The organism is Pseudomonas sp. Q1-7 (genome assembly GCF_028010285.1).
In the GTDB taxonomy this organism is placed as follows: domain Bacteria; phylum Pseudomonadota; class Gammaproteobacteria; order Pseudomonadales; family Pseudomonadaceae; genus Metapseudomonas.
This window is the reverse complement of the sequence record NZ_CP116304.1, coordinates 3,739,158-3,763,235: the sequence shown is the minus strand read 5'-3', so window position 1 is coordinate 3,763,235 and position 24,078 is coordinate 3,739,158. Positions and strand designations below refer to the sequence as shown.

Below are 24,078 nucleotides of genomic sequence, written 5' to 3'. Positions count from 1 at the left end.
CAACCCCCTCTCCCGCCGGGAGAGGGGCGTTCAAAGTCTTTCAGGACAAATTCCATGCCCCACGTACCCCAAGTGAAAATCCCCGCTACTTACATCCGTGGCGGCACCAGCAAGGGCGTGTTCTTCCGCCTGCAGGACCTGCCCGAGCGTTGCCAGGTGCCGGGTGCGGCGCGCGATGCACTGTTCATGCGGGTGATCGGCAGTCCCGATCCTTATTCCGCGCACATCGACGGCATGGGCGGAGCCACCTCCAGTACCAGCAAATGCGTGATCCTGTCGAAGAGCGCTCAGCCCGATCACGATGTGGACTACCTCTACGGGCAGATTTCCATCGACAAGGCCTTCGTCGACTGGAGCGGCAATTGCGGCAACCTGTCCACCGCCGCCGGGGCCTTCGCCCTGCATGCCGGGCTGGTCGACCCGGCGCGCATCCCCCGGGACGGGACCTGTGTGGTGCGCATCTGGCAGGCCAACATTCAGAAAACCATCATCGCCCACGTGCCGGTCAGCAATGGCCAGGTCCAGGAAACCGGCGATTTCGAACTCGATGGCGTGACCTTCCCGGCTGCGGAAATCGTGCTGGAGTTCCTCGATCCGTCCGATGACGGCGAGGAGGGCGGTTCGATGTTCCCTACCGGCAACCTGGTCGACGACCTGGAGGTCCCGGGCATCGGCACGCTGAAGGCGACCATGATCACCGCCGGCATCCCGACCGTCTTCGTCAATGCCGAGGAGATCGGCTACACCGGAACCGAACTGCGCGAGCACATCAACGGCAACCCCGAGGCGCTGGCGCGTTTCGAGGCCATCCGCGTGGCCGGCGCTTTGCGCATGGGCCTGATCAAGACCGCGGAAGAGGCCGCCACCCGGCAGCATACGCCGAAGATCGCCTTCGTGGCCCAGCCCAGGGATTACCTCTCCTCCAGTGGCAAGGAGGTCAAGGCCGGGGACGTCGACCTGCTGGTGCGCGCGCTGTCCATGGGCAAGCTGCACCACGCGATGATGGGCACGGCGGCCGTGGCCATCGGCACTGCCGCGGCCATTCCCGGCACCCTGGTGAACCTGGCGGCTGGCGGGGGTGAGCGCAACGCGGTGCGTTTCGGCCATCCGTCGGGCACCCTGCGCGTCGGAGCCGAGGCGGTCAGGGTGGACGGCGAATGGACAGTGACCAAGGCCATCATGAGCCGCAGCGCCCGCGTGCTGATGGAAGGTTGGGTGCGCGTGCCCGGCGATGCGTTCTGAGTGACGCCACCCTGAAAAAAGCCCGCTGCAGCGGGCTTTTTTCAGCATCGGTCGGTTACTTGAGTCGCCGTTCGACGCCCTTTTCCACCAGGATCTTGGCGGATATCTCTTCCACCGAGAAATGGGTGGAGTTGATGAAATTGATGTGCTCGCGGCGGAACAGGTTCTCCACCTCGCGCACTTCGAACTCGCACTGGGCGAAGCTCGCGTAGCGACTGTTGGGTTTGCGTTCGTTGCGGATGGCGGTGAGGCGGTCGGGGTCGATGGTCAGCCCGAACAGCTTGTCCTTGTACTTCTTGAGGGCGGCAGGAAGCTGCAGGCGCTCCATGTCCTCTTCGGTCAGCGGATAGTTGGCGGCGCGGATGCCGTACTGCATCGCCATGTACAGGCAGGTGGGCGTCTTGCCGCAGCGGGACACGCCCACCAGGATCAGGTCGGCCTTGTCGTAGTAGTGGGTGCGGGCGCCGTCGTCGTTGTCCAGGGCGAAGTTCACCGCCTCGATCCGCTCCATGTAGTTGGAGTGCTGGCCGATGGAGTGGGACTTGCCGACGGAGTACGAAGAGTGTGAGGTAAGTTCTTGTTCCAGCGGCGAAAGGAAGGTCGAGAAGATGTCGATCATGAAACCGTTGGAAGTGGCCAGGATGTCACGGATTTCCTGGTTCACGATGGTGTCGAAGATGATCGGTCGGGCGCCGTCAACCTCCGCAGCCTTGTTGATTTGCTGTACCATGGCGCGCGCTTTTTCAACGCTGTCGATATAAGGCCGCGTGATCTTGTTGAAGGTAATGGTCTCGAACTGCGCCAAGAGGCTCTGGCCAAGGGTTTCCGCAGTGATGCCGGTACCGTCGGAGATGAAGAAAGCGGTTCGTTTCATTTGCGCCAAAGGCCTTAAGTCAGGAACGATTCTTGGCTATGATAGGCCGCGTTTTTCGCCAGGCCCGAGCCGGTCGGCATTGTGACGTATTTTTCTGGACCAAAGCCAGAACGCAGCGGAGTCGCTCCGCATGAGCTTTTCCAACAAATAGTGGAGAGATCACCTTGGTAGAGTACGTAGTTTCCCTCGATAAGCTCGGCGTTCACGATGTTGAGCATGTGGGGGGCAAGAACGCATCCCTGGGCGAGATGATCAGCAATCTGGCTGGCGCCGGTGTTTCCGTTCCCGGTGGTTTCGCCACGACCGCCCAGGCCTACCGTGACTTCCTCGAGCAGAGCGGCCTGAACGATCGCATCCACGCGGCTCTCGACCGGCTCGATGTGGATGACGTCAACGCCCTTGCCAAGACCGGCGCGGAAATCCGCCAGTGGGTGATGGACGCCGAGTTCCCGGCGCGTCTGGATGCCGAGATTCGAACCGCCTTCGCCGAGCTGGCCGGGGGCAACGACAACCTGGCTGTGGCCGTGCGTTCCTCCGCCACTGCCGAAGACCTGCCCGACGCTTCCTTCGCCGGCCAGCAGGAAACCTTCCTGAATATCCGTGGCGTGGACAACGTGATCCGCGCCGCCAAGGAGGTATTCGCCTCCCTGTTCAACGACCGTGCCATCGCCTATCGCGTGCACCAGGGCTTCGACCACAAGCTGGTCGCCCTGTCTGCCGGCGTGCAGCGCATGGTCCGCTCGGAAACCGGCACGGCCGGCGTGATGTTCACCCTGGACACCGAGTCCGGTTTCCGTGACGTGGTGTTCATCACCGCCGCCTACGGCCTCGGCGAGACCGTGGTGCAGGGCGCGGTGAACCCCGACGAGTTCTACGTGCACAAGCCGACCCTGGAGGCTGGTCGCCCCGCCATCCTGCGCCGCAACCTGGGCAGCAAGGCGATCAAGATGGTCTATGGCGACGAAGCCAAGGCTGGCAAGTCGGTCAAGACCGTGGACGTGGAACGTGCCGATCGCGCCCGCTTCTCCCTGAGCGATGCCGAAGTGACCGAACTGGCCAAGCAGGCGCTGATCATCGAGAAACACTATGGCCGTCCGATGGACATCGAATGGGCCAAGGACGGTGACGACGGCAAGCTGTACATTGTGCAGGCCCGCCCGGAAACCGTGAAGAGCCGTGCCAGCGCCACCGTGATGGAGCGCTACCTGCTGAAGGAGAAGGGTACGGTCCTGGTGGAAGGTCGCGCCATCGGCCAGCGCATCGGCGCCGGCCCGGTTCGCGTGATCCACGACGTTTCCGAGATGGACAAGGTCCAGCCCGGCGACGTGCTGGTCTCCGATATGACCGACCCGGATTGGGAGCCGGTGATGAAGCGCGCCAGCGCCATCGTCACCAATCGTGGCGGCCGTACCTGCCACGCCGCGATCATCGCACGTGAACTGGGCATCCCGGCCGTGGTCGGCTGCGGCAACGCCACCTCCGTCCTGCAGGATGGCCAGGGCGTGACCGTATCCTGCGCCGAAGGCGACACCGGTTTCATCTTCGAAGGCCAGCTGGGCTTCGACGTGCGCAAGAATTCGGTCGACGCCATGCCCGAGTTGCCGTTCAAGATCATGATGAACGTCGGCAACCCGGATCGTGCCTTCGACTTCGCCCAACTGCCCAACGAGGGCGTGGGCCTGGCGCGCCTGGAGTTCATCATCAACCGCATGATCGGCGTGCACCCGAAGGCGTTGCTGAACTTCGCCAGCCTGCCGGCCGAAATCAAGGAAAGCGTCGAGAAGCGCATCGCCGGCTACAGCGATCCGGTGGGCTTCTACGTCGAGAAGCTGGTGGAGGGTATCAGCACCCTGGCCGCGGCGTTCTGGCCGAAGAAGGTCATCGTGCGCCTGTCCGACTTCAAGTCCAACGAGTACGCCAACCTCATCGGCGGCAAGCTCTACGAGCCGGAAGAAGAAAACCCGATGCTCGGCTTCCGTGGCGCCTCGCGCTACATCAGCGAATCCTTCCGCGACTGCTTCGAGCTGGAATGCCGCGCGCTGAAGAAAGTGCGCAACGAGATGGGCCTGACCAACGTCGAGATCATGGTGCCCTTCGTGCGTACCCTGGGCGAAGCGTCGCAAGTGGTGGAATTGCTGGCCAGCAACGGCCTGAAGCGCGGTGAGAATGGCCTGAAGGTCATCATGATGTGCGAATTGCCGTCCAACGCCCTGCTGGCTGAAGAGTTCCTGGAGTTCTTCGATGGTTTCTCCATCGGCTCCAACGACCTGACCCAGCTGACCCTCGGCCTGGACCGCGATTCCGGGATCGTTGCCCACCTGTTCGACGAGCGTAATCCCGCCGTGAAAAAGCTACTGGCCAATGCCATTGCCGCCTGCAACAAGGCCGGCAAGTACATCGGCATCTGCGGCCAGGGACCTTCCGACCACCCGGACCTGGCCAAGTGGCTGATGGAGCAGGGCATCGAAAGCGTGTCCTTGAATCCCGACTCCGTCCTGGATACCTGGTTCTTCCTGGCGGAAGGGCAGGCCTGATCCTTCGTTGGTCGAAACGAAAAGGGCGGGTTTCAAACCCGCCCTTTTTTGTGCAAGCGACAATCATGCAAAGCAGTAGCGATCTCTTTCCCGTTGCGCTGATCAGCGCAGAACTCCGTGGCGACCTGACCGAAGATGTCTATCGCCTGAAACCCGGCAACAGTCCGGATCCGAGCGTCGAACTGGTCCTGACCCGCCTCGGCCGTTTCGGCCAGGAAGGCGGTCGTGGTGTGCCGGTGATCCTGGTGCACGGCAGCTTTTCCAATCGCCGTTTCTGGTATTCGCCCAAGGGCCTTGGCCTGGGACCGTACCTGGCGCGCGTCGGATTCGACGTCTGGATCGCCGAGATGCGCGGTCATGGCCTGTCGCCACGCAACCAGCGCTACCGCCGCAATTGCGTGGCCGACTATGCGCGCTATGACCTGCCCGCCATCGCCGCCTTCGTGCGCGAACAGAATGGGCGGGTGCCGCATTGGGTCGGCCATTCCCTCGGGGGTACGACCCTGGCGGCAGCCCTGGGCGGGCATTACCTGGGCGAGGAAAACGTGGCCTCGGCTGCCTTGTTCGGCACCCAGATCAGCCGTCGGTACTGGCCGCTCAAGATGCCGCCGGTGGAGTGGGGTGGGCGCCTGCTGCTCAAGCGTTTCGACGTGATCTCCGGCTCATTGTTGAAGCGCGGGCCAGAAGACGAACCTATCGGCCTGGTGCTGGAAAGCCTGCGCTGGCACGGACTGTTCGGTCGTTTTGGCGATGCCGAGCGAGACTGGTGGGCGGGGTTGGCGGAAGTTCGCGTGCCTGTGCTGGCGGTGGCCGCGGCCGGCGACCTGCAGGACCCCGTCTGGGCCTGCCGCAAGCTGGCGGCGCAGGTGCCGGAGGCGTATCGACATTTCCTCAGGCTGGCGAAGGATGGAGGATTCAGTGGCGACTTCGGTCATGTCGAGATGCTGGTGAGCAAGGCTGCCGAACGCGAGGTCTGGCCCCTGGTGGCGTACTGGCTGGAACATCGGCGTCTGCCGATCGCGCTGAAGGCCCCGGATAGTGCGTAGCTTGCCGGTAGTCGGCGGTTTCGGCTGACGAGAGGCTGTGCTAAAGATGGCGGGAATCGCGGGCGACGGAGGTCCTATGTTCGTTGCGCTGGAACGGCTGATCAACCTGCAGGATGGCTATCAGAAGACTTTTGAGGTGCAGGGCCGGCAATTGTTGCTGATCGTCGTTGATCAGCAGCCGATCCTTATGGAAAATCGCTGTCCGCATCAGGGTGCCCCCCTGCACACCGGCACGCTCGAAGGCCGGCTGCTGCGTTGTTCCAGGCACGGCATCGCCTTCGATCTGGTCCATGGCCGTGCGCTCAATGCGCCTTGCCCGCCGTTGCAGCGCTTGCCGCTGGCCTACGACGGCGACCGCATCGGGCTCGATCTGTAACTGCTATCAAGGAGATGTCCATGCAATACGTTACCCCTGATCTGTGCGATGCCTATCCGGACCTGGTCCAGGTTGTCGAGCCCATGTTCAGCAATTTCGGTGGCCGCGATTCCTTTGGCGGCGAGATCGTCACTGTCAAATGCTTCGAGGACAATTCCCTGGTCAAGGAGCAGGTCGACCTGCCTGGCAAGGGCAAGGTGCTGGTGGTGGATGGTGGCGGCTCCCTGCGTCGCGCACTGCTCGGCGACATGCTGGCCGAGAAAGCCGCGAACAACGGTTGGGAAGGAATCGTGGTCTACGGCTGCATCCGTGACGTCGACGTGATCGCCCAGACCGACCTGGGCGTCCAGGCCCTGGCCAGCCACCCGATGAAGACAGACAAGCGCGGGATCGGCGACCTGAATGTGGCGGTCACCTTCGGTGGTGTCACTTTCCGGCCGGGTGACTACGTGTACGCCGACAACAACGGCATCATCATTTCGCCCAAACCCCTGGAAATGCCGGCCTGACCGAAGGCGCCCGGCGAAAGCCGGGCTGTTTCTTCCAGGGTGACTGGGTGTTCGAGGCACATGCCGTCGTGCTGGACGGGCGGACCAATTCCGAGCCGGCCTCCGGAGAGGCGTTGGCCATGCAGCTGGCGCCGGAGCTGAGCCTTTGACTGCGCGGGGATCGCAGCCGCCCGCGAGTGCGTAGCCGGTGCCCTGGTTCGTGGAAGGCGACAGCGATTATTGGAGTGAGCTGAACAGGCGTCTCACCCGCTACCTTGAAATCGAAAGTCGACGCCAGGGCGAGCGCAGCAGCCAGGCCATGTACCTGCCTGGTATCACCACCGGTTTCTTCCTGCCGCTGCGCTTCATCAACGGCATGCTGGGCGTGAACGTGGGCGGCATCCCAGGTGACGTGAGGTCGTGAGGCTTCATCCTCGCGGTGCGCCGATCCTTGGTGTGGCGGGGTTCCAGTTGTGGTTGTTCCGTCGGTTGTGCTGGCTCTGATGTGACCCGACCTGCTCCGGCCTCGTCTAGCCGACATATCCACGCGAGGTGCGCATGCACGATCCGTTCGAAGAATCCCTGCGGGATTTGCTCAAGGCCTCTCCGCACTCCGATCACGACGACGACGCGACCTTGGGCCGTGTGCTCAAGACCGCCAACCGGCAAGTCGGGGCGGGGGATCTGTTCAGCCTCATGGGCCACTGGCTGGAAACCCTGATGATGGCCCTTAACAATGGCTCGCCCCACCTGGCGCCTGTTTCGCGCCGCAACGCTTCTGTCCGTTCTGCAGATAAGGCTGATTGAACATGGAATTCGACCCCTGGACCCAAGGACTCGTTAACGCCATGACCTCGGTGTGGACACCGGTGGCGGGCTTCATTCCACGCCTGTTCGGCGCGCTGGTGGTGGTGCTGCTGGGCTTCGTGGTGGCCAAGCTGCTCGATACCCTGCTGTCCAAGCTGCTGGCCAAGGTGGGGCTGGATCGCCTGATGGCGGGCACCGGCCTGACCAAGATGTTGGCTCGCGCCGGCATCCAGGTGCCGGTATCCACCCTGATCGGCAAGATCGTCTACTGGTTCGTGCTGCTCATTTTCCTCGTGTCCGCCGCCGAATCCCTCGGCCTGGATCGCGTGTCCGCCACCCTCGACGTGCTGGCGCTGTACCTGCCCAAGGTCCTGGGTGCCGCCCTGGTGCTGCTGGCGGGCGTGCTGTTGGCGCAACTGGTCAGCGGCCTGGTGCGCGGCGCCGCCGAAGGCGTGGGTCTGGAATACGCCCACGGTCTGGGCCGAATCGCCCAGGGCCTGGTCATCATCATCAGCATCTCCGTGGCCATTGGCCAACTGGAGGTCAAGACCGACCTGTTGAACAATGTCATCGCCATTGTGCTGATTTCCTTCGGCTTGGCGGCGGCGCTGGCCCTGGGGCTCGGCAGCCGTGAGATCGCCGGGCAGATCCTTGCCGGCATTTATGTGCGCGAGCTCTATCAGGTTGGGCAACAAGTGAAGGTGGGTGATGTCGAAGGGCAGATCGAAGAGATCGGCACGGTGAAGACTCTGCTGCTCACCGAGGAAGGTGAGCTGGTATCGGTGTCGAACCGCACTTTGCTCGATCAACGGGTAACCAGCCGCTAACACGACGGCTTTTCCCTGCTAATGTATGCCGCCAGACAAGGGGCGCGAACGCCGCGCCCCGGCGGCTTTTGACCTGACTGTCGGCCCGACCCGTTTTGAACAAGCCCCAATCGCTGTCCTTGCGCTATGACCCACGCGAGCTCTCTGACGAGGAGCTGGTGGAGCGCGCGCATGTCGAGCTGTTCCACGTCACTCGCGCCTATGAAGAGTTGATGCGACGCTACCAGCGCACCTTATTCAACGTTTGCGCCCGTTATTTAGGGAATGATCGGGACGCGGATGATGTCTGTCAGGAAGTGATGCTGAAGGTACTTTATGGATTGAAAAACTTCGAAGGCAAGTCGAAGTTCAAGACATGGCTATATAGCATTACGTATAACGAGTGTATTACCCAATACCGAAAAGAGCGCCGAAAACGCCGTTTGCTCGATGCGCTTAGTCTGGATCCGTTGGAGGAAGCGTCTGACGAGAAAGCGCCGAAGGTAGAGGAGCGCGGGGGGCTCGAGCGATGGTTGGTACATGTCAATCCCATCGATAGGGAAATTCTGGTGCTGCGATTTGTCGCAGAGCTGGAGTTCCAGGAGATCGCAGACATTATGCATATGGGCTTGAGCGCCACGAAGATGCGCTACAAGCGTGCATTGGATCGTCTGCGCGAAAAATTTTCCGGCCTTGCTGAAACTTAGTTCGAAAAAAATAATCTCTTTATTGGCCGGCGCGTTCTGCTAGAATTGCCGCCCAAGTTGTCTGCAAATTGTTCGACAACTTACTGACCACCAAGATGGGGATTTACGGATGAAACTGAAAAACACCTTAGGCGTAGCCATTGGCTCTCTTGTTGCCGCTTTTTCGCTGAACGCGCTGGCTCAGGGCCAAGGCGCAGTTGAGGTGGAAGCGTTCGGTAAGCGTTACTTCACCGACAGTTCTCGCGATCTCGAGAACGGCAACCTGTACGGCGGCTCGGTAGGCTACTACCTGACCGACGACGTCTCCCTGGCTCTGTCGTATGGCGAATACCACGACATGACCTCCGAAGACTCCTTCGGCGTCAATGGCCACAAGGACATCAAAGGCAACCTGGCTTCCCTGGATGCCATCTACCACTTCGGCACCCCGGGTGTCGGCCTGCGCCCGTACGTTTCTGCCGGCTTCGCCCATCAGAACATCAGCAACATTCCGCCGCGCACCGGTCGTGACCACAGCACCTTCGCCAACGTGGGTACTGGTCTGAAGTACTACTTCACCGAGAACTTCTTCGCCAAGGCCAGCCTGGACGGCATGTACAACCTGGATGCCCAGGAAGCCGAGTGGATGGCTGGTGTTGGCGTTGGCGTCAACTTCGGCGGCTCCACCAAGCAAGCCGAGCCGGCCCCGGCTCCGGTCGCCGAAGTTTGCGCAGACAGCGACAACGACGGCGTGTGCGACAACGTCGACAAGTGCCCGGACACCCCGGCCAACGTCACCGTTGACGCCGATGGCTGCCCGGCTGTTGCCGAGGTGGTACGCGTTGAACTGGACGTGAAGTTCGACTTCGACAAGTCCAAGGTCAAGGAAGAAAGCTACGGTGACATCAAGAACCTGGCTGATTTCATGAACCAGTACCCGGCCACCACCACCACCGTTGAAGGTCACACCGACTCCGTGGGCACCGACGCCTACAACCAGAAGCTGTCCGAGCGTCGTGCTGACGCTGTTCGCGATGTACTGGTCGACCAGTACGGTGTAGGCAGCGAGCGCGTCAACGCTGTTGGCTACGGCGAATCCCGCCCGGTTGCCGATAACGCTACCGCTGAAGGTCGCGCCATCAACCGTCGTGTAGAAGCTGAAGTGGAAGCCCAGGCCAAGTAATTGGCTCGAGCTCCAGGAAAAACCCGGCCTTGGCCGGGTTTTTCTTTGCCCGGAGAAAACCGTTGTTGAGTGTGCCGGTGTCGCTCGCATAAAAAAGCCCGGCATGGCCGGGCAAGCACTACTTCGCAGGAGCGAAGACTGTGTCAGGCGCTTTGTGCCATCGGGAGTACCGCTTCGGTCGCGGCGACTTCGCCGATGACCAGGATGGCCGGGCTCTTCAGTGCGAAGCCCTCGGCATCTGCCTGCATCCGCGTCAGGGTGCTGCGGCATTCGCGCTGCTGGGGCAGGGAGGCGTTCTCGATCATCGCCACTGGCATCGCACCGGGCATGCCGCCGGCCAATAGCCCTTCGCGAATATCCGCCAGTTTGGCCACGCCCATATAGACCACGAGGGTGGTGCCCGATTGCGCCAGGGCGTGCCAGTTGAGGCTGCTGTCGTCCTGGGTATGGGCGGTGACCAGGGTCACGCCCCGGCTGATACCGCGCAGGGTGAGGGAAATGCCGCAGCTGGTGGCTCCTGCCAGGCCAGCGGTGATGCCGTTGACCAGTTCGCTGTCGATGCCGCGCTCGGAGAGCCACTCGGCTTCTTCGCCGCCGCGTCCGAAGATGCACGGATCGCCCCCTTTCAGGCGGACCACGCATTTGCCCTGGCGGGCATAGCGCAACATCAGGCGATGAATGAATTCCTGCGGGGTGGAGCGGCAGCCGCCGCGCTTGCCGACACGTATCACGCGGGCATCGGGGCAATGCTCCAGCACCGCCGGATTGACCAGGTCGTCGATCATGACGATTTCCGCCTGGTTCAGGGCTCGCACCGCTTTCAGGGTCAGGAGTTCGGGGTCGCCGGGGCCAGCGCCAACCAGCCAGACTTTGCCATTCATCAAGGTTCTCCCCGGCGCGCAGCGCGCCGCAATTGATTCAGGTCCAGGCCAGCACGTCATCGGAGGCCAGTTCGATCTGCCAGTCGTGCAGCGGGCAGGCGCCGGGCATGCCGGCGACCTCGCCTGGGTGGGGCAGGTCGCCAGCGCTGAACATCTCGATGCCGGCAACCTTGAGCCGCGTGCCCGTTCGCGAGCCCTGATAGCGAGCGAAACCGAGCATGGCCAGGTGATTGGCGCAAACCTTGGCCTGTTCCATCAGCGGAGCCACAAGCCCATAGGAAACGCCGCGATGGTTCGCGCATTCGCCGATGGCATAGATGCGTGGGTCGTAGGTTTGCAGGGTGTCGTCCACCAGGATGCCGTGGTTGCACGGCAGGCCGGCGAGTTGGGCCAGTTCGGTGTTGGGTTGAATGCCGGCCGCCATTACGACGAGATCGGCGGTGATGACCTCGCCACTTTCCAGTTGTACGGCGCAGACACGGCCGTCGCCGTTATCGATCAATTCCTCGGTTGCGGTGCCCAGGCGGAAACGGATACCCCGGGCTTGCAAGGCGCGTTGCAGTTTGTCGCCGGCCGTTTGGTCGAGCTGCTTTTCCAGCAACCAGTCCGCCAGGTGCACCACGGTCACTGCCATGCCGCGTTGCTTGAGGCCGTTGGCCGCTTCCAGGCCGAGCAGTCCGCCGCCGATCACCACGGCGTGGCTGTGGCTGCGGGTCGTTTCGATCATGGCGCGGGTGCCGGCGATGTCGCGATAGCCGATCACGCCACGCAAGCGGTTGCCGGGTATGGAGAGACGGCTTGGCGTGGAGCCGGTGGCAATCACCAGACGATCGTAGTCGGCGCGGGTGCCATCCTCGGCGATGACCTGGCGCCGCTGGCGATCGATCTTCACTACCTTGCGGCCCAGCAGCAACTCGATGCCGTTATCTGCGTACCAGGCGAGGTCGTTGAGGATGATCTCCTCGAAGGACCGCTCGCCCGCCAGCACGGGGGAAAGCAGGGTGCGGTTGTAGTTGGGATGGGGCTCGGCGCCGAACACCGTGATCTGGTAGCGCTCGGGGGCGAGCTTCAACAATTCTTCGAGGGTACGCACTCCGGCCATGCCGTTTCCGATCACCACCAGCTTGGATGCTTTCATGCCAGGACACTCCTGCATAAACGTCGAGCCAACAAAAAAGGCGTCCCGCTGTTGCCAGCAGGACGCCTTTGTCCAAGTCCCGTTCAATCGGGAAAGTGCCGTCTCGTCGTTGAGGCGGGCGCTTTTTGTAGGTTGTCGATTGGTCTTTTGCAGGCGCCGTGCCAACCCTTGGAGCCCGCCTGTTTCGGCGTCTGGCGGGATGACCCGTGGGTCGCTTCGCACTAGCCTGGGGCGCATCGCACCGGCCTGGTGCGTCATCCGTGCAGCAGGATCACCAGCAGGGTCAGGTTGAGCAACAGGGACAGTAGCGCCATGCCGCGCCAAACCTTCAGCGGTTCGCGCTCCAGCAATGGCCGGGGCCGGGTGGCAAGGGGGCGGCGCTCACCCTGCTCCAGGGCCAGCAGCCACTCCTCGGTCGTTTCGTAGCGACGGATCGGGTCGGCCGCGACTGCACGGGCCAGGCATTCGTCCAGCCAGGCGGGCAGATCCGGTCGATAGCGGCTGGCCGGCGTGGGTGTGCCGAACCGTGGGTGCTGAAAGGCCTCGATCTCACCGTAGGGGTAATGTGCGGTGAGCAAGTGATAGAGGGTCACACCTGCGGCGTAGAGGTCCTGGCTGGGCGAGGGCGGGTCACCCGCAAAGGCTTCTGGAGCGATGTAGCTGGGGGTGCCGGGCAGTCTGTGAGGCTCGCCTTGGGACAGGCCCGGACAGTAGGCCAGGCCGAAGTCCAGCAGGCGGAGTTCGCCGTCGTTACCCCACAGCAGATTCTCCGGCTTGATGTCGCGGTGCAGGATGTTGCGTCGGTGCAGTTGGCCGATGGCCCGAAGCAGGCGCGGAGCGATGTCCTGCCAATCCGGCAGTGCCATCGGGCCACTGAGGCGCAGGTGCTCGGCCAGGGTCTGGCCGGCGTACTCGCGCTGCACGTAGTAGAGGTGCTGGCGCTGGGGCAGGGGATGGGCCTCGGGGAAGTGGCGTCCGGCGACGCGCCGCAAAAACCACTCCTCCAGCATCAGGCCGGGGCCGGCCTCCGGTTCGTCATGGCGGCTGGCGGGCAGGGTCTTCAACAGCCAGCGGCGATCCTGGCTATCGCGTACCCGATAGACCATGGACTGGCGGGACTCGGCGACCAGGCCTTCAACCTGCCAGCCTTCGAAGTTCTGCCCATCCTGCAGGCGTGGCGGCAGCGGCCAGTGATCCAGTTGCGCCAGGGTGTCCGCCAGGCCCGCCTGGGGCAGGTTGTCGACGCGAATCAGCAGCGCACTGGCGTTGTCCTGGCCGCCCGCCAGGTGCGCGGCGCTCACCAGTGCCTGGGCGGCGGCGGGGAGATCCTGTTCATCCTGGAGGATACGCTGGATACCCTGGTCGCCAAGCACCGCCCAGACGCCATCGCTGACGAGGACGAAACCCTCCTGCGCGGCCAGTTCACCGTCCAGGTAGTCCACCACCAAGTGCTGGTCGAGACCCAGGGCGCGCTTGAGCACATGCTGCATGCCGGGTTGTTCCCAGACATGGTCTTCGCTGAGCCGGTCCAGATGCCGGCCGTTCCAGCGGTAGGCGCGGCAGTCGCCGACGTGGGCCAGGGTGAATCGGCGACCGCGCAGCACCAGGGCGGTCAGGGTGGTGAGCAGGGGTTGGCCGCCGCCATTGGCCTGGAGCCAACGGTTATGGGCGACCAGCAACCGGTCAAGGGACTGGGCCACGGCCCACGTTTCCGGGGTGGAGTAGTAGTCCGACGCCAGTGCCTGCAGGGTGGCGCGAGCTGCCAGCCCGCCGTCGGCACACTGGCTGACGCCATCGGCCAGGGCGAAGAGGTAGCCCTTGCTGGCGGCCAGGGCGGGCGCCGGGGTGACTACGCGCAGGGCGTCCTGGTTCTCGGCACGTGGGCCGATGGCGCTGGCTTCGCCGAAGCTGAGTTGCAAGGTCATCGGGCTGAAAGTCCTGTATGGCGAGAAGGAGCGCCGGGGCGCTCCTTGTCGGGTACAACCGGCGGGCCGGCTCAGACGCGGGCGGCGGTGACCGCAGCCGAGCCCCAGGTGGTGCGCCAGCGTTGCTTGACCCCGTAGAGGCCGAACCAGGCCACCACCCCCAGGCTGGCAAACAGCCACAGGCCGAGCTGATAGTCACCGGTCTGCTGCTTGATGGCGCCCAGGCCCGCGGTCAGGCAGAAGCCGCCGATGCCGCCGGCCATCCCGATCAGGCCGGTCATGACGCCGATTTCCTTGTGGAAGCGCTGCGGCACCAGTTGGAAAACCGCACCGTTGCCGGCCCCGAGGCTCAGCATGGCGACCACGAAGAAGGCCAGGGCGAGGGTGGCGCTGGAAATGTGGAAGCCCACGGCGGCGATGCAGATGGAGGCAACGGTGTACACCGCCAGCAGGGTACGGATGCCGCCGAAGCGGTCGGCGAAGGCGCCGCCCAGCGGGCGCATCAGGCTTCCGGCGAAGACGCAGGCGGCGGTGTAATAGCCGGCGGTGACCGGGGCCAGGCCGTACTGGTCATGGAAATAGCCGGGCAGGGTACTTGCCAGCCCGAGGAAGCCGCCGAAGGTCACGCTGTAGAACAGCATGAACCACCAACTGTCACGGTCGCCCAGGGCCTTGAGGTAGTCACCGAGCGCCTTGGGCGCCGGACGGTCGGGGGCATTGCGGGCGGCCAGGGCGAAGATTGCCAGCGTCAGCACCAGCGGAATCAGGGCCAGACCGAAGACGTTGTTCCACCCGTAGAGGGCGGCCAGGCCTGGGGCGAACAGGGCGGCCAGCACGGTGCCGGAGTTGCCGGCGCCGGCGATGCCGAGGGCCTTGCCCTGATGCTGCGGCGGATACCACTGGGAGGCCAGCGGCAGTGCCACGGCGAAGGATGCGCCGGCGAAACCGAGGAACAGGCCGAGGAGCAGGGCTTGCTCGTAGGTGCGGATGCCCACCTGCCAGGCGACGAAGAGTGCGGCGATGACCACAACCTGGCCAAGGAGTCCCGCGGTCTTGGGCGAAGTGCGGTCGGCCAGCATGCCCATCAGGAAGCGCAGCACGGCGCCCGCCAGGATGGGCGTGGCGACCATCATGGCGCGTTGCTGGGTGGAGAGCTGGAGGTCGGCGGCAATCTGCACCCCCAGCGGACCGAGGACGTACCAGACCATGAAGCTCAGATCGAAATAAAGGAAGGCGGAGAACAGGGTGGGCGTGTGGCCGGCTTTCCAGAAACTCGTTGTCATCGAACACCTCATCTGCAGTTGGGGGCCGGGAAGTGCGTCCGCCCTGATCGTGGGCACGGCGGTCGCACCTCCCGGTAAAACGTCGCGCTTGTGGCGCGCCGTCCTGCGGCCGGGGCCGCAGCGGGATTGAGTGAGCTGCGAGTGGACGTCCGGGTCCCGGGCCGTCCACCGCCCCATCGCTGGGGTCGAAACGAAAAAGGCGTCGCACCACTGCCCGCATTGCTGCGGAGTGACGCGACGCCTTTGTCGTGTATTGGGCAACCGCCGTTGGCTACCTCTGGCTGTTGCTCAGCAATAGCCGGGCCAACCTTGTAAAGTCCCGTTGCAGAGCGCTTCCTGCGCTTGGAAAGGAGAAACGGGCTGGCTCAAGATGGGGCGTCAATGCCCCGTCTGCACCGAGTTGAGGCCGATTCGACGCGGTGGGTACGCTCCGGCGGATGTGCCACGGACGCAGGGGCTCCTGGCCGTTGAGGAAGACGCAGCCCGGCGTGGCCGTGGCCATCCGCTTGCCGGACATACCGCTGCAAAGCGTCAACGATGCAGGCTGTTCAGCCAGTAGAAGGTGACACGGCCGCCTTCGTTGCTGGCGCCATAGTTGTCCTGGATATAGGCGCCAGCCTTGAAATAGAGCTGCTGCTTGCTCCAGTAGCCGCTGAGTTGACGATAGAGGTTGCCGTTATCGCCCTGACTGGTGACCACAATGCCCAGCTTGCCGGTGGGGGTCAGGCGCAGGTCGTAGCCGAAGCGCTCGCCCAGATCGACGTTCTCGACCAGAAGGATGTTCTCCACCTCCTTGTCGCCGGGGCGCTTGCGCAGTAACGCCTCGATGCGGCCGTTGCCGCGCAGGTAGTGGTACTGCAGCTTGAGCAGAGGATCATTCTCGCTGCCGGGTTCGTCCTTGCTGTGAATCTGGCCGATGACGATCTTGTTCTTGCTCGGCACTTGCTCCACCGAGAGCACGGCGCTGAGGTAGTTGTCCGCGCTGGCGTGATACCAGTAACTGAGGGCGCCGTCGGCCTGAGTTTCCCGCAGTTCGCTGCGAGGGTAACGGGCGTCCTCGGTGCGGGAGCCGTTTACCGGAACCCAGAAGCTGATACTGCCATCGACATTGCGCCGGAAGTACTGGCTGTCATAGCCATTATTGAGGCGCTCGGTGGTGATGAGGGTATTGGAACCGGTGGCAGGGACCGTCAGATTCCAGGTGCTGAGATCGATCACTGGATGTCCTTACTGCTGATTATCTGAAACAGCAGTTCGTACATGCAGGAAGTGGAAAAGTTCCGAGATGGTGCGATTGCGGATTTGGACGCGGGTGTCGGTTGGCGGGAGCGTTCGAGAAGAGTGGCTTCAAGTTGACGGGTTAGTTGTCCAGCGAACTGTTTCCGTAAAGTTTCCTTGAAACTGGGCATCCCTGCCCAGTCTTCTCTTACCAGGAGGCGAGTGCGGGATTCACTCGGGAAAGAGTGAGGTTTTCAGCTCTGTTGCTCGCCCACTTCACCAGCAGCGTCATCGCGACGAAGCCGAGACAGATGAACAGCGGGTAAGCGAACATGATTTCGCCAAGGGAGTATTTCCAGCTCAGCGGGCGGGCGATGCCCAGCATGGCCGCGTAGAACCAGGAAACTCCGGAGACGACGCCCGAGAATACCGCGAGGGTCCGGGCATTCACTTCCATCTTGACCAGCGTGCCGGCCTTGGTGATGGCGGGCAGGACAACGCTGTGCAGCAGGAAGCCGTTAACGGTCAGCAAGGTTACGATCAGGATCTTGGCCTGAAGTTTGGGGTTGAGGAAGTACACCGCGCCTTTGACAGAGTAATCCAGCAGTACGATACCTATCCCTGTTACCCAGAGTGCCGCAAGTGCAAGCAGTACAGTTTTCTTCAAAGTATCAAGATGGGTTTTGTCGCTATGGGTAGCGTCGTCCTTGCCGGTGATCAACTGCTTGATCATGGCGAAATCGCTGGTCAGGACCAGGCCGATTGCCACGCAGCAGGCGATCAGGTGGGCATAAACAACACCCATGCGCATTAATTCCATGGTTGCTTCCTGTTTGAACAGGGAAGTAATGAGATGGTACAGCTCCATGGTTTACCTCTTGTTTTACAAAGTAAGTTGGTGTGCTGATGCAGTAAGGGCACCGATATGTGTTGTTTATACTCTTAGGTCTCTTTGGACCTTGAGTGGTTGGTCAGGTCGTGCGGTCTATCTAGTTGTATTTCATGTCTTCATACGCACTCCTCCTTTTTCGAGACAAAGGAACCGCCTGCACGTCAATTCGTGCATTTGGAATCACTCCGGACTCAAGGGGAAAAAAGACATGCGCGCCGAGGACCAGCCGTGGCTCAAAAAGTGGCGCGATGTATTCTGGCTTTCATCAGAGTGCTGAACCCCTGATTTTGTTCAAGAAATGATCTGAAAGCCGACGAGCGGCGCAGCCTTGCCGGCTTCGCTTTGCGCTTGAAACGGCAAGCAGACCTTGCGGGGCGGGCGTTTCAGGAAAGTTCAGCGACGAGCGCGCCCCCTGTGACCAGGGGGCGAGTCGGGGCGTCAGGCCTTGCGGGGTTTGGTGATGGGCGAGGACTCGAGGGTTCCGTCGGCGCGGAACATGCCCTTGATGCCGCGAACGGCCTGGCGGATGCGGTCCTGGTTCTCGATCAAGGCAAAGCGCACATGGTCGTCACCGTAGTCGCCAAAGCCGAGGCCTGGGGAGACGCAGACCTTGGCTTCGGCCAGCAGCTTCTTGGAAAACTCCAGCGAGCCCAGGTGTGCATAGGGTTCGGGAATCTTGGCCCAGACGTACATCGAGGCCTTGGGGTTCTCCACCATCCAGCCAATCTCGTGGAGCCCCTTCACCAGCACGTTGCGGCGCTGGCGATACTGCTCGGCGATATCGCGCACGCATTGCTGGTCGCCTTCCAGGGCGGCGATGGCGGCCACCTGCAGCGGAGTGAAGGTGCCGTAGTCGTGGTAGCTCTTGATCCGTGCCAGGGCGCTGACCAGTTCCGGGTTGCCGACCATGAAACCGATCCGCCAGCCCGCCATGTTGTAGCTCTTGGACAGGGTGAAGAACTCCACCGCAATGTCCTTAGCGCCGGGCACTTGCATGATGGAGGGCGCCTTCCAGCCGTCGTAGACGATGTCGGCATAGGCCAGGTCGTGTACCACCAGCACGTCGTACTGCTTGGCCAGGGCCACGACGCGCTCGAAGAAGTCCAGTTCCACGCATTGGGCAGTAGGGTTGGAGGGGAAGCCGATGATCATCATCTTCGGCTTCGGAATGCTCTCGCGGATGGCGCGCTCCAGCTCGGCGAAGAAGTCCACGCCGGGGACCAGGGGCACCGAGCGCACCTGGGCGCCGGCGATCACCGCACCATAAATGTGGATGGGGTAGCTGGGGTTGGGCACCAGCACGGTGTCGCCGTGGTCCAGGGTGGCCAGCATCAGGTGCGCCAGGCCTTCCTTGGAGCCGATGGTGACGATGGCTTCGGTTTCAGGATCGATCTCCACATCGTAACGGTCCTTGTACCAGCGCGAGATGGCCCGGCGCAGGCGCGGAATGCCGCGGGAAGTGGAGTATCCGTGGGTGTCTTCGCGCTGGGCGACTTGCACGAGCTTCTCCACGATGTGCGGCGGGGTGGCGCCATCGGGGTTGCCCATGGAGAGGTCGATGATGTCCTCGCCGCGACGGCGTGCAGCCATCTTGAGTTCGGCGGTGATGTTGAAGACGTAGGGGGGGAGACGATCGATGCGCGCAAAACGGCGCGGTGAACGCGTGTCAGCCATGCTTTCCTCGGATACGTAAGCGCCCGGAACCGTCCGAGCGACGTCGGCCACTGTGGTGGCCTGGCGGCGAAGATAAGCGGTTCCCAGGGGGATTGTCGAGGAGAGATTCGCGACGTCCCCGCGGTAGGGTGAACATTCGGGCGTGCCCCGTCGTCGCCGGCTCGGGAGCGGTGGGCGTTTCTGTCTACGGTCCGAGCATGTCGTGCATCGCGATGATCTGTTCGGCCACCTGGATCAGCTTCTGCTGCCGGCTCATGGCTTGCCGGCGCATCAGCGTGTAGGCCTCCTCTTCATTGCAGTGCTTCATCTTCATCAACAGGCCCTTGGCCAGTTCGATGCGCTTGCGCTCGGCCAATTGCTGGTCGCGGGCATTGAGCTGGGCGCGCAGCGCCTGCTCGCTCTCGAAGCGAGCCATGGCGACGTCGAGGATCGGTTGCAGGCGGTCGGCCTGGATGCCTTCGACGATATAGGCGCTGACACCGGCCTGGATGGCCTGGCGCATGACCTTGGGGTCGTGCTCGTCGGTGAACATGACGATGGGGCGGGGCTGGTCGCGGGTCACCAGTACCACCTGTTCCATGACGTCGCGTCCGGGGGACTCGGTATCGATCAGTACCACGTCCGGGCGGATGGCCTCGACCCGGGCCGGCAGGTCGATGGTCAGGCCGGATTCGTCGATGACCTCGAAGCCGGCTTCCACCAGGGCGGCCCTGAGGCGGCCGACCTTTCTGGCGGTGTCGTTGATCAGCAGGATACGCAGCATGGCGACGGCTTCCCTGGCGGTTACAGGATGGCGGCGCGGACATTGCCGCCCAGGGCGTGGATCGGGAAGCTGCGGGCATAGCCTGCCGGGTCGTTGCCATCCCAGGTGCGACCGTCTATCAGCGTGGCACTGCGCATCAGTTCCGGGATTGGGATGCCCAAGGCTCCGGCGGCCTCGCGATAGAGATCCAGCCGCTGGACGCGGCGGGCAATGGCGAGGTAGTCCGGGTCCTCCCGCAGCAGGCCCCAGCGGCGGAACTGGGTCATGAACCAGATGCCGTCGGAGAGGTAGGGCATGTTCACCCGACCATCCTGAAAGAAGCGTAGCGGATGTGGGTCTTCCCAGGCATTGCCGAGACCGTCCTGGTAATGGCCAAGGAAGCGAGGCTCCACCGCGGCCAAGGGAACGTCGACGTAGTCGCTGCCGCTGATCAGTTGGGCGGTACTGCGGCGGTTTTCCAGGCTCGCCTCGATGAAGCGGCCGGCCTCCAGCACGGCCATGGTCAGGGCGCGCGCGGTATTCGGGTAGCGCTCGGCGAACTCGCGGGTGACGGCAAGGACTTTCTCCGGATGGTCGGGCCAGATCATCTGACTGGTGGCCAGGGTGAAGCCCTGGCCCTGTTCCACCGCCAATGCGCCCCACGGGCCGCCGGCACAGAAACCATCGATGCGCGCGGCCTGCAGGTGGGCGACCATCTGTGACGGCGGTACTACGACAGTGTCGACATCCCGCAGTGGATGGATGCCCTGGGCGGCGAGCCAGTAGTTCAGCCACATGGCGTGGGTGCCGGTGGGAAAGGTCTGGGCCAGGATCAGGCGTGCACCGCCATGGCGCACGTGCCGGAGCAGTGCCTCGGAACTGGTCACGCCGATGCGTTTCAGGGGTTCGGAGAGGTTGATGGCCTGGCCGTTCTGGCAGAGGCCCATGAGGATGGCCATCTCGGAGCAGGGGCCGCCGATGCCCAGTTCTATCCCGTAGACCTGCCCATACAGGGCCTGGGCAGCATCCAGTTCGCCGGAGAGCAGCTTGTCGCGCAGGGTGGCCCAGGACGACTGGCGGCGCAGGTTCAGGGTCAGGCCGTAGGGCTGGGCGAAGCCCTGGGTCGCCGCGACTATCAGCGAGGCGGAGTCGGTCAGGGGCATGAAGCCCAGGTTGAGCATGCACTTTTCCGGTGCATCGCTGCCCCCGACCCAGGCCAGGTTGTCCGTGCGTGTGGTGTTCTGCTTGTCCGTCATCGTGGTGACCACCTGTCAGCAAAAATGGCGCCGATCCGGTTCAGCCGGAGCCGGCCGGAATCGACGCCATTGTCATCAGCCCGCTCCGCCGTTGGAGCGAGGCTCGTTGGTGTTGGTCAAGCAAGCGATATGCCAGGGCTGAAAGAAAGAACCCCGCCGGGACGGGGCAAGGGTTCGAGCCTGGAGCTGCCTCAACGTTCGATGATCTGTTCCACCTGGCTTTGCGGGACCTGCTGGGCACGGCCTTCGTGGTCTTCGAACACAAGCATGCCGGTGTCTTTGTCGAGTTCGGGTCTTTCGTCGGTGGCGATGAGCTGGCCGTTCCTGTCCGGCCCTGGAAAAGAAAAAGCCCCGCACGGGGCGGGGCTTCTCTTGCCGAGCTGGCGATGGGGGCTTTTAGGCCTGAACCACCGGAATCTTGGCGTTTGCAGCGGCTTCCTTGTACTCGGCGATCTGGTCGAAGGACAGGTAGCGGTAGATATCGGCAGCCATGCTGTCGATGTTCTTCGCGTATTCCATGTACTCCTCGACGGTCGGCAGTTTGCCCAGGATGGAGGCAACTGCCGCCAGTTCGGCGGAGGCCAGGTAGACGTTGGTGGCGTCGCCCAGGCGGTTCGGGAAGTTACGGGTGGAGGTGGAGACCACGGTGGCGCCGGTCTGTACGCGGGCCTGGTTGCCCATGCACAGGGAGCAACCCGGCATTTCCATGCGGGCGCCGGCCTTGCCGTAGATGCCGTAGTAGCCTTCCTCGGTCAGCTGGTGCTGGTCCATCTTGGTCGGCGGAGCCAGCCAGAGGCGGGTCGGGATACCACCCTTGACCTTGTCCAGCAGCTTGCCGGCGGCGCGGAAGTGACCGATGTTGGTCATGCAGGAACCGATGAATACTTCGTCGATCTTGTCGCCGGCCACGGTGGACAGCAGGCGGGCATCGTCCGGGTCGTTCGGGGCGCAGAGCACGGGCTCCTTGACTTCGGCCAGGTCGATCTCGATGACGGCGGCGTATTCGGCGTCCTTGTCGGCTTCCAGCAGTTGCGGCTTGGCCAGCCAGGCTTCCATCGCCTGGGCGCGGCGCTCCAGGGTACGGGCATCGCCGTAGCCTTCACCGATCATCCAGCGCAGCAGGGTGATGTTGGACTGCAGGTACTCGGCGATGGCCTGCTCCGGCAGCTTGATGGTGCAGCCGGCGGCGGAACGTTCGGCCGAGGCGTCGGACAGCTCGAAGGCTTGCTCGACGGTCAGGTCGTTCAGGCCTTCGATCTCGAGGATGCGGCCGGAGAAGATGTTCTTCTTGCCTTTCTTCTCGACGGTCAGCAGGCCGGCCTGGATGGCGTAGTAGGGAATGGCATGCACCAGGTCACGCAGGGTGATACCGGGCTGCATCTTGCCCTTGAAGCGCACCAGGACGGATTCCGGCATGTCCAGCGGCATGACGCCAGTGGCGGCGGCGAAGGCCACCAGGCCGGAACCGGCCGGGAAGGAGATGCCGATCGGGAAGCGGGTGTGGGAGTCGCCACCGGTGCCGACGGTATCCGGCAGCAGCATGCGGTTCAGCCAGCTGTGGATGATGCCGTCGCCCGGACGCAGGGACACGCCGCCGCGGGTCTTGATGAAGTCCGGCAGGGTGTGGTGGGTGTTGACGTCGATGGGCTTCGGATAGGCGGCGGTGTGGCAGAAGGACTGCATCACCAGGTCAGCGGAGAAGCCGAGGCAGGCGAGGTCTTTCAGCTCGTCGCGGGTCATCGGGCCGGTGGTGTCCTGGGAGCCGACGGTGGTCATCTTCGGCTCGCAGTAGGTGCCCGGACGCACGCCCTGGCCTTCCGGCAGACCGCAGGCGCGGCCAACCATCTTCTGCGCAAGGGTGTAGCCCTTGCCGCTGTCGGTCGGGGATTCCGGCTTCTTGAACAGGTCGGAAGCGCCCAGGCCCAGTTCGGCACGGGCCTTCTCGGTCAGGCCGCGGCCGATGATCAGCGGAATACGGCCGCCAGCGCGGACTTCGTCCAGCAGAACCGGGGTCTTCAGTTCGAAGGTGGTGACCACTTCGCCGCTGTCGTGGCGAACGACCTTGCCCTCATAGGGGTAAACGTCGATGACGTCGCCCATGGCCAGGTTGGTGCAGTCGAATTCGATCGGCAGGGCGCCGGCGTCTTCCATGGTGTTGTAGAAGATCGGAGCGATCTTGGTGCCGAAGCAGAAGCCGCCAGCGCGCTTGTTCGGAACGAAGGGGATGTCGTCGCCGAAGAACCACAGCACGGAGTTAGTGGCGGACTTGCGGGAGGAGCCGGTACCGACCACGTCACCGACGTAGGCGACCGGGAAGCCCTTGGCCTTGACTGCTTCGATCTGTTTCAGCGGGCCGACGGAACCGGGTTGTACCGGCTCGATGCCGTCACGGGCCATTTTCAGCATGGCCAGGGCGTGCAGCGGGATGTCAGGGCGGGACCAGGCGTCCGGAGCCGGGGACAGGTCGTCGGTGTTGGTTTCGCCGGGCACCTTGAACACGGTCAGGGTGATCTTTTCGGCAACGGCCGGCTTGGCCTTGAACCACTCGCCTTCGGCCCAGGAGTTCAGCACGGCTTGGGCAGCCGCATTGCCCTTCTTGGCACGCTCGGCGACGTCGTGGAAGGCGTCGAACATCAGCAGGGTGTGCTTCAGCTGTTCGGCGGCGACACTGGCCAGCTCGGTGCTGTCCAGCAGTTCCACCAGGGTGGCGATGTTGTAGCCGCCCTGCATGGTGCCCAGCAGTTCGATGGCGCGCTCTTTGGAAATCAGCGGGGAAGTGGCTTCGCCCTTGGCGATGGCAGAGAGGAAACCTGCTTTGACGTAGGCGGCTTCGTCGACACCCGGCGGCACGCGGTTGGTGATCAGATCCAGAAGAAAGGCTTCTTCACCGGCCGGCGGGTTCTTCAGCAGCTCGACCAGGCCTGCGGTTTGTTCGGCGTTCAGCGGCTGGGGTACGACACCCTGAGCGGCACGCTCTTCTACGTGTTTGCGATAGGCTTCAAGCACAGTTTTACCCTCATCAGTGGC

General features: G+C 63.3%; 21 protein-coding genes and 2 pseudogenes. 10 read left to right on the top strand and 13 right to left on the bottom strand.

Features of this window, described 5'->3' with window-relative positions; genetic code table 11:
* The first annotated feature begins 54 nt into the window (after nt 1-54).
* Nucleotides 55-1,242, top strand: a complete 1,188-nt coding sequence (gene prpF, locus PJW05_RS17425) for a 2-methylaconitate cis-trans isomerase PrpF (protein WP_271408226.1) — start codon at nt 55-57, stop codon at nt 1,240-1,242.
* Nucleotides 1,243-1,297: 55 nt separating this feature from the next.
* Here prpF and ppsR read toward each other — a convergent pair whose 3' ends face one another.
* Both ppsR and PJW05_RS26840 read right to left on the bottom strand, forming a co-directional pair.
* Nucleotides 1,298-2,116, bottom strand: a complete 819-nt coding sequence (gene ppsR / locus PJW05_RS17420; RefSeq protein WP_271408225.1) for a posphoenolpyruvate synthetase regulatory kinase/phosphorylase PpsR — start codon at nt 2,114-2,116, stop codon at nt 1,298-1,300.
* A 14-nt stretch (nt 2,117-2,130) separates the two neighbouring features.
* Nucleotides 2,131-2,334: a hypothetical protein gene (locus PJW05_RS26840; protein WP_442969168.1), complete on the bottom strand. Its 204-nt coding sequence runs from the start codon at nt 2,332-2,334 to the stop codon at nt 2,131-2,133.
* Here PJW05_RS26840 and ppsA point away from each other — a divergent pair.
* From ppsA to PJW05_RS17375, 9 genes and pseudogenes are all read left to right on the top strand, one after another.
* Nucleotides 2,281-4,650, top strand: a complete 2,370-nt coding sequence (ppsA, locus tag PJW05_RS17415; protein WP_271408224.1) for a phosphoenolpyruvate synthase — start codon at nt 2,281-2,283, stop codon at nt 4,648-4,650. The genes PJW05_RS26840 and ppsA overlap by 54 nt on opposite strands.
* A 65-nt stretch (nt 4,651-4,715) precedes the next feature.
* A complete protein-coding gene (locus PJW05_RS17410; RefSeq protein ID WP_271408223.1) occupies nt 4,716-5,696 on the top strand; it encodes an alpha/beta fold hydrolase in 981 nt (326 codons plus the stop codon).
* A 76-nt stretch (nt 5,697-5,772) separates the two neighbouring features.
* Nucleotides 5,773-6,072 carry a Rieske (2Fe-2S) protein gene (locus PJW05_RS17405; RefSeq protein ID WP_271408222.1) on the top strand — a complete coding sequence of 100 codons (300 nt, stop codon included), beginning with the start codon at nt 5,773-5,775 and terminating at the stop codon, nt 6,070-6,072.
* Nucleotides 6,073-6,092: 20 nt separating this feature from the next.
* Nucleotides 6,093-6,581, top strand: a complete 489-nt coding sequence (rraA, locus tag PJW05_RS17400; protein WP_271408221.1) for a ribonuclease E activity regulator RraA — start codon at nt 6,093-6,095, stop codon at nt 6,579-6,581.
* 193 nt (nt 6,582-6,774) lie between these two features.
* Nucleotides 6,775-7,064: pseudogene (locus PJW05_RS17395) on the top strand (CorA family divalent cation transporter); the annotation flags it as partial.
* 48 nt (nt 7,065-7,112) lie between these two features.
* Nucleotides 7,113-7,367, top strand: coding sequence for a CrfX protein (locus tag PJW05_RS17390; RefSeq protein WP_271408219.1), 255 nt, complete (start codon nt 7,113-7,115; stop codon nt 7,365-7,367).
* 2 nt (nt 7,368-7,369) lie between these two features.
* The gene (locus tag PJW05_RS17385; protein WP_271408218.1) at nt 7,370-8,194 is read left to right on the top strand and encodes a mechanosensitive ion channel family protein; all 825 of its coding nucleotides are present in this window, start codon (nt 7,370-7,372) and stop codon (nt 8,192-8,194) included.
* Between the two features lie 95 nt (nt 8,195-8,289).
* A complete protein-coding gene (gene sigX, locus PJW05_RS17380; protein WP_083245941.1) occupies nt 8,290-8,880 on the top strand; it encodes an RNA polymerase sigma factor SigX in 591 nt (196 codons plus the stop codon).
* A 109-nt stretch (nt 8,881-8,989) separates the two neighbouring features.
* Nucleotides 8,990-10,042 (top strand): OmpA family protein, encoded by a 1,053-nt coding sequence (locus PJW05_RS17375; RefSeq protein ID WP_271408217.1) that lies wholly within the window; start codon nt 8,990-8,992, stop codon nt 10,040-10,042.
* Nucleotides 10,043-10,185: 143 nt separating this feature from the next.
* Here PJW05_RS17375 and cobA read toward each other — a convergent pair whose 3' ends face one another.
* The 11 genes and pseudogenes from cobA to acnB all read right to left on the bottom strand — a co-directional run bounded on the left by cobA (nt 10,186) and on the right by acnB (nt 24,057).
* A complete protein-coding gene (cobA, locus tag PJW05_RS17370) occupies nt 10,186-10,923 on the bottom strand; it encodes a uroporphyrinogen-III C-methyltransferase (protein WP_271408216.1) in 738 nt (245 codons plus the stop codon).
* 136 nt (nt 10,924-11,059) lie between these two features.
* Nucleotides 11,060-12,061 (bottom strand): annotated as a pseudogene (locus PJW05_RS17365) (NAD(P)/FAD-dependent oxidoreductase); the annotation flags it as partial.
* 254 nt (nt 12,062-12,315) lie between these two features.
* The gene (locus PJW05_RS17360) at nt 12,316-13,986 is read right to left on the bottom strand and encodes a bifunctional protein-serine/threonine kinase/phosphatase (RefSeq protein ID WP_271408215.1); all 1,671 of its coding nucleotides are present in this window, start codon (nt 13,984-13,986) and stop codon (nt 12,316-12,318) included.
* 71 nt (nt 13,987-14,057) lie between these two features.
* A complete protein-coding gene (locus tag PJW05_RS17355) occupies nt 14,058-15,269 on the bottom strand; it encodes a nitrate/nitrite transporter (protein WP_271408214.1) in 1,212 nt (403 codons plus the stop codon).
* A gap of 531 nt (nt 15,270-15,800) precedes the next feature.
* Nucleotides 15,801-16,487, bottom strand: a complete 687-nt coding sequence (locus tag PJW05_RS17350; RefSeq protein ID WP_271408213.1) for a polysaccharide lyase family 7 protein — start codon at nt 16,485-16,487, stop codon at nt 15,801-15,803.
* Nucleotides 16,488-16,695: 208 nt separating this feature from the next.
* Entirely contained in the window at nt 16,696-17,355 is a 660-nt protein-coding gene (locus tag PJW05_RS17345) for a hypothetical protein (RefSeq protein WP_271408212.1), read from the bottom strand.
* A 462-nt stretch (nt 17,356-17,817) separates the two neighbouring features.
* Entirely contained in the window at nt 17,818-19,053 is a 1,236-nt protein-coding gene (alaC, locus tag PJW05_RS17340; protein WP_271408211.1) for an alanine transaminase, read from the bottom strand.
* A gap of 184 nt (nt 19,054-19,237) precedes the next feature.
* Complete coding sequence (locus tag PJW05_RS17335) at nt 19,238-19,816, bottom strand: ANTAR domain-containing response regulator (RefSeq protein WP_271408210.1); 579 nt, start codon at nt 19,814-19,816, stop codon at nt 19,238-19,240.
* Between the two features lie 20 nt (nt 19,817-19,836).
* The gene (locus PJW05_RS17330; RefSeq protein WP_271408209.1) at nt 19,837-21,051 is read right to left on the bottom strand and encodes a CmpA/NrtA family ABC transporter substrate-binding protein; all 1,215 of its coding nucleotides are present in this window, start codon (nt 21,049-21,051) and stop codon (nt 19,837-19,839) included.
* A gap of 191 nt (nt 21,052-21,242) precedes the next feature.
* On the bottom strand, nt 21,243-21,320 hold the full coding sequence (locus PJW05_RS17325; RefSeq protein WP_271412247.1) for a DUF903 domain-containing protein: 78 nt from the start codon (nt 21,318-21,320) through the stop codon (nt 21,243-21,245).
* A gap of 127 nt (nt 21,321-21,447) precedes the next feature.
* On the bottom strand, nt 21,448-24,057 hold the full coding sequence (acnB, locus tag PJW05_RS17320; RefSeq protein ID WP_271412246.1) for a bifunctional aconitate hydratase 2/2-methylisocitrate dehydratase: 2,610 nt from the start codon (nt 24,055-24,057) through the stop codon (nt 21,448-21,450).
* Nucleotides 24,058-24,078: the final 21 nt, after the last annotated feature.

Bases quoted from the DNA above. Each gene is read 5' to 3' on its own strand.
- prpF (WP_271408226.1), top strand. From the start codon at position 55: ATGCCCCACGTACCCCAAGTGAAAATCCCCGCTACTTACATCCGTGGC.
- ppsR (WP_271408225.1), bottom strand. From the start codon at position 2,116: ATGAAACGAACCGCTTTCTTCATCTCCGACGGTACCGGCATCACTGCG.
- PJW05_RS26840 (WP_442969168.1), bottom strand. From the start codon at position 2,334: ATGCTCAACATCGTGAACGCCGAGCTTATCGAGGGAAACTACGTACTC.
- PJW05_RS17410 (WP_271408223.1), top strand. From the start codon at position 4,716: ATGCAAAGCAGTAGCGATCTCTTTCCCGTTGCGCTGATCAGCGCAGAA.
- PJW05_RS17405 (WP_271408222.1), top strand. From the start codon at position 5,773: ATGTTCGTTGCGCTGGAACGGCTGATCAACCTGCAGGATGGCTATCAG.
- rraA (WP_271408221.1), top strand. From the start codon at position 6,093: ATGCAATACGTTACCCCTGATCTGTGCGATGCCTATCCGGACCTGGTC.
- PJW05_RS17385 (WP_271408218.1), top strand. From the start codon at position 7,370: ATGGAATTCGACCCCTGGACCCAAGGACTCGTTAACGCCATGACCTCG.
- PJW05_RS17375 (WP_271408217.1), top strand. From the start codon at position 8,990: ATGAAACTGAAAAACACCTTAGGCGTAGCCATTGGCTCTCTTGTTGCC.
- cobA (WP_271408216.1), bottom strand. From the start codon at position 10,923: ATGAATGGCAAAGTCTGGCTGGTTGGCGCTGGCCCCGGCGACCCCGAA.
- PJW05_RS17360 (WP_271408215.1), bottom strand. From the start codon at position 13,986: ATGACCTTGCAACTCAGCTTCGGCGAAGCCAGCGCCATCGGCCCACGT.
- PJW05_RS17355 (WP_271408214.1), bottom strand. From the start codon at position 15,269: ATGACAACGAGTTTCTGGAAAGCCGGCCACACGCCCACCCTGTTCTCC.
- PJW05_RS17345 (WP_271408212.1), bottom strand. From the start codon at position 17,355: ATGGAGCTGTACCATCTCATTACTTCCCTGTTCAAACAGGAAGCAACC.
- alaC (WP_271408211.1), bottom strand. From the start codon at position 19,053: ATGGCTGACACGCGTTCACCGCGCCGTTTTGCGCGCATCGATCGTCTC.
- PJW05_RS17335 (WP_271408210.1), bottom strand. From the start codon at position 19,816: ATGCTGCGTATCCTGCTGATCAACGACACCGCCAGAAAGGTCGGCCGC.
- PJW05_RS17330 (WP_271408209.1), bottom strand. From the start codon at position 21,051: ATGACGGACAAGCAGAACACCACACGCACGGACAACCTGGCCTGGGTC.
- PJW05_RS17325 (WP_271412247.1), bottom strand. From the start codon at position 21,320: ATGCTTGTGTTCGAAGACCACGAAGGCCGTGCCCAGCAGGTCCCGCAA.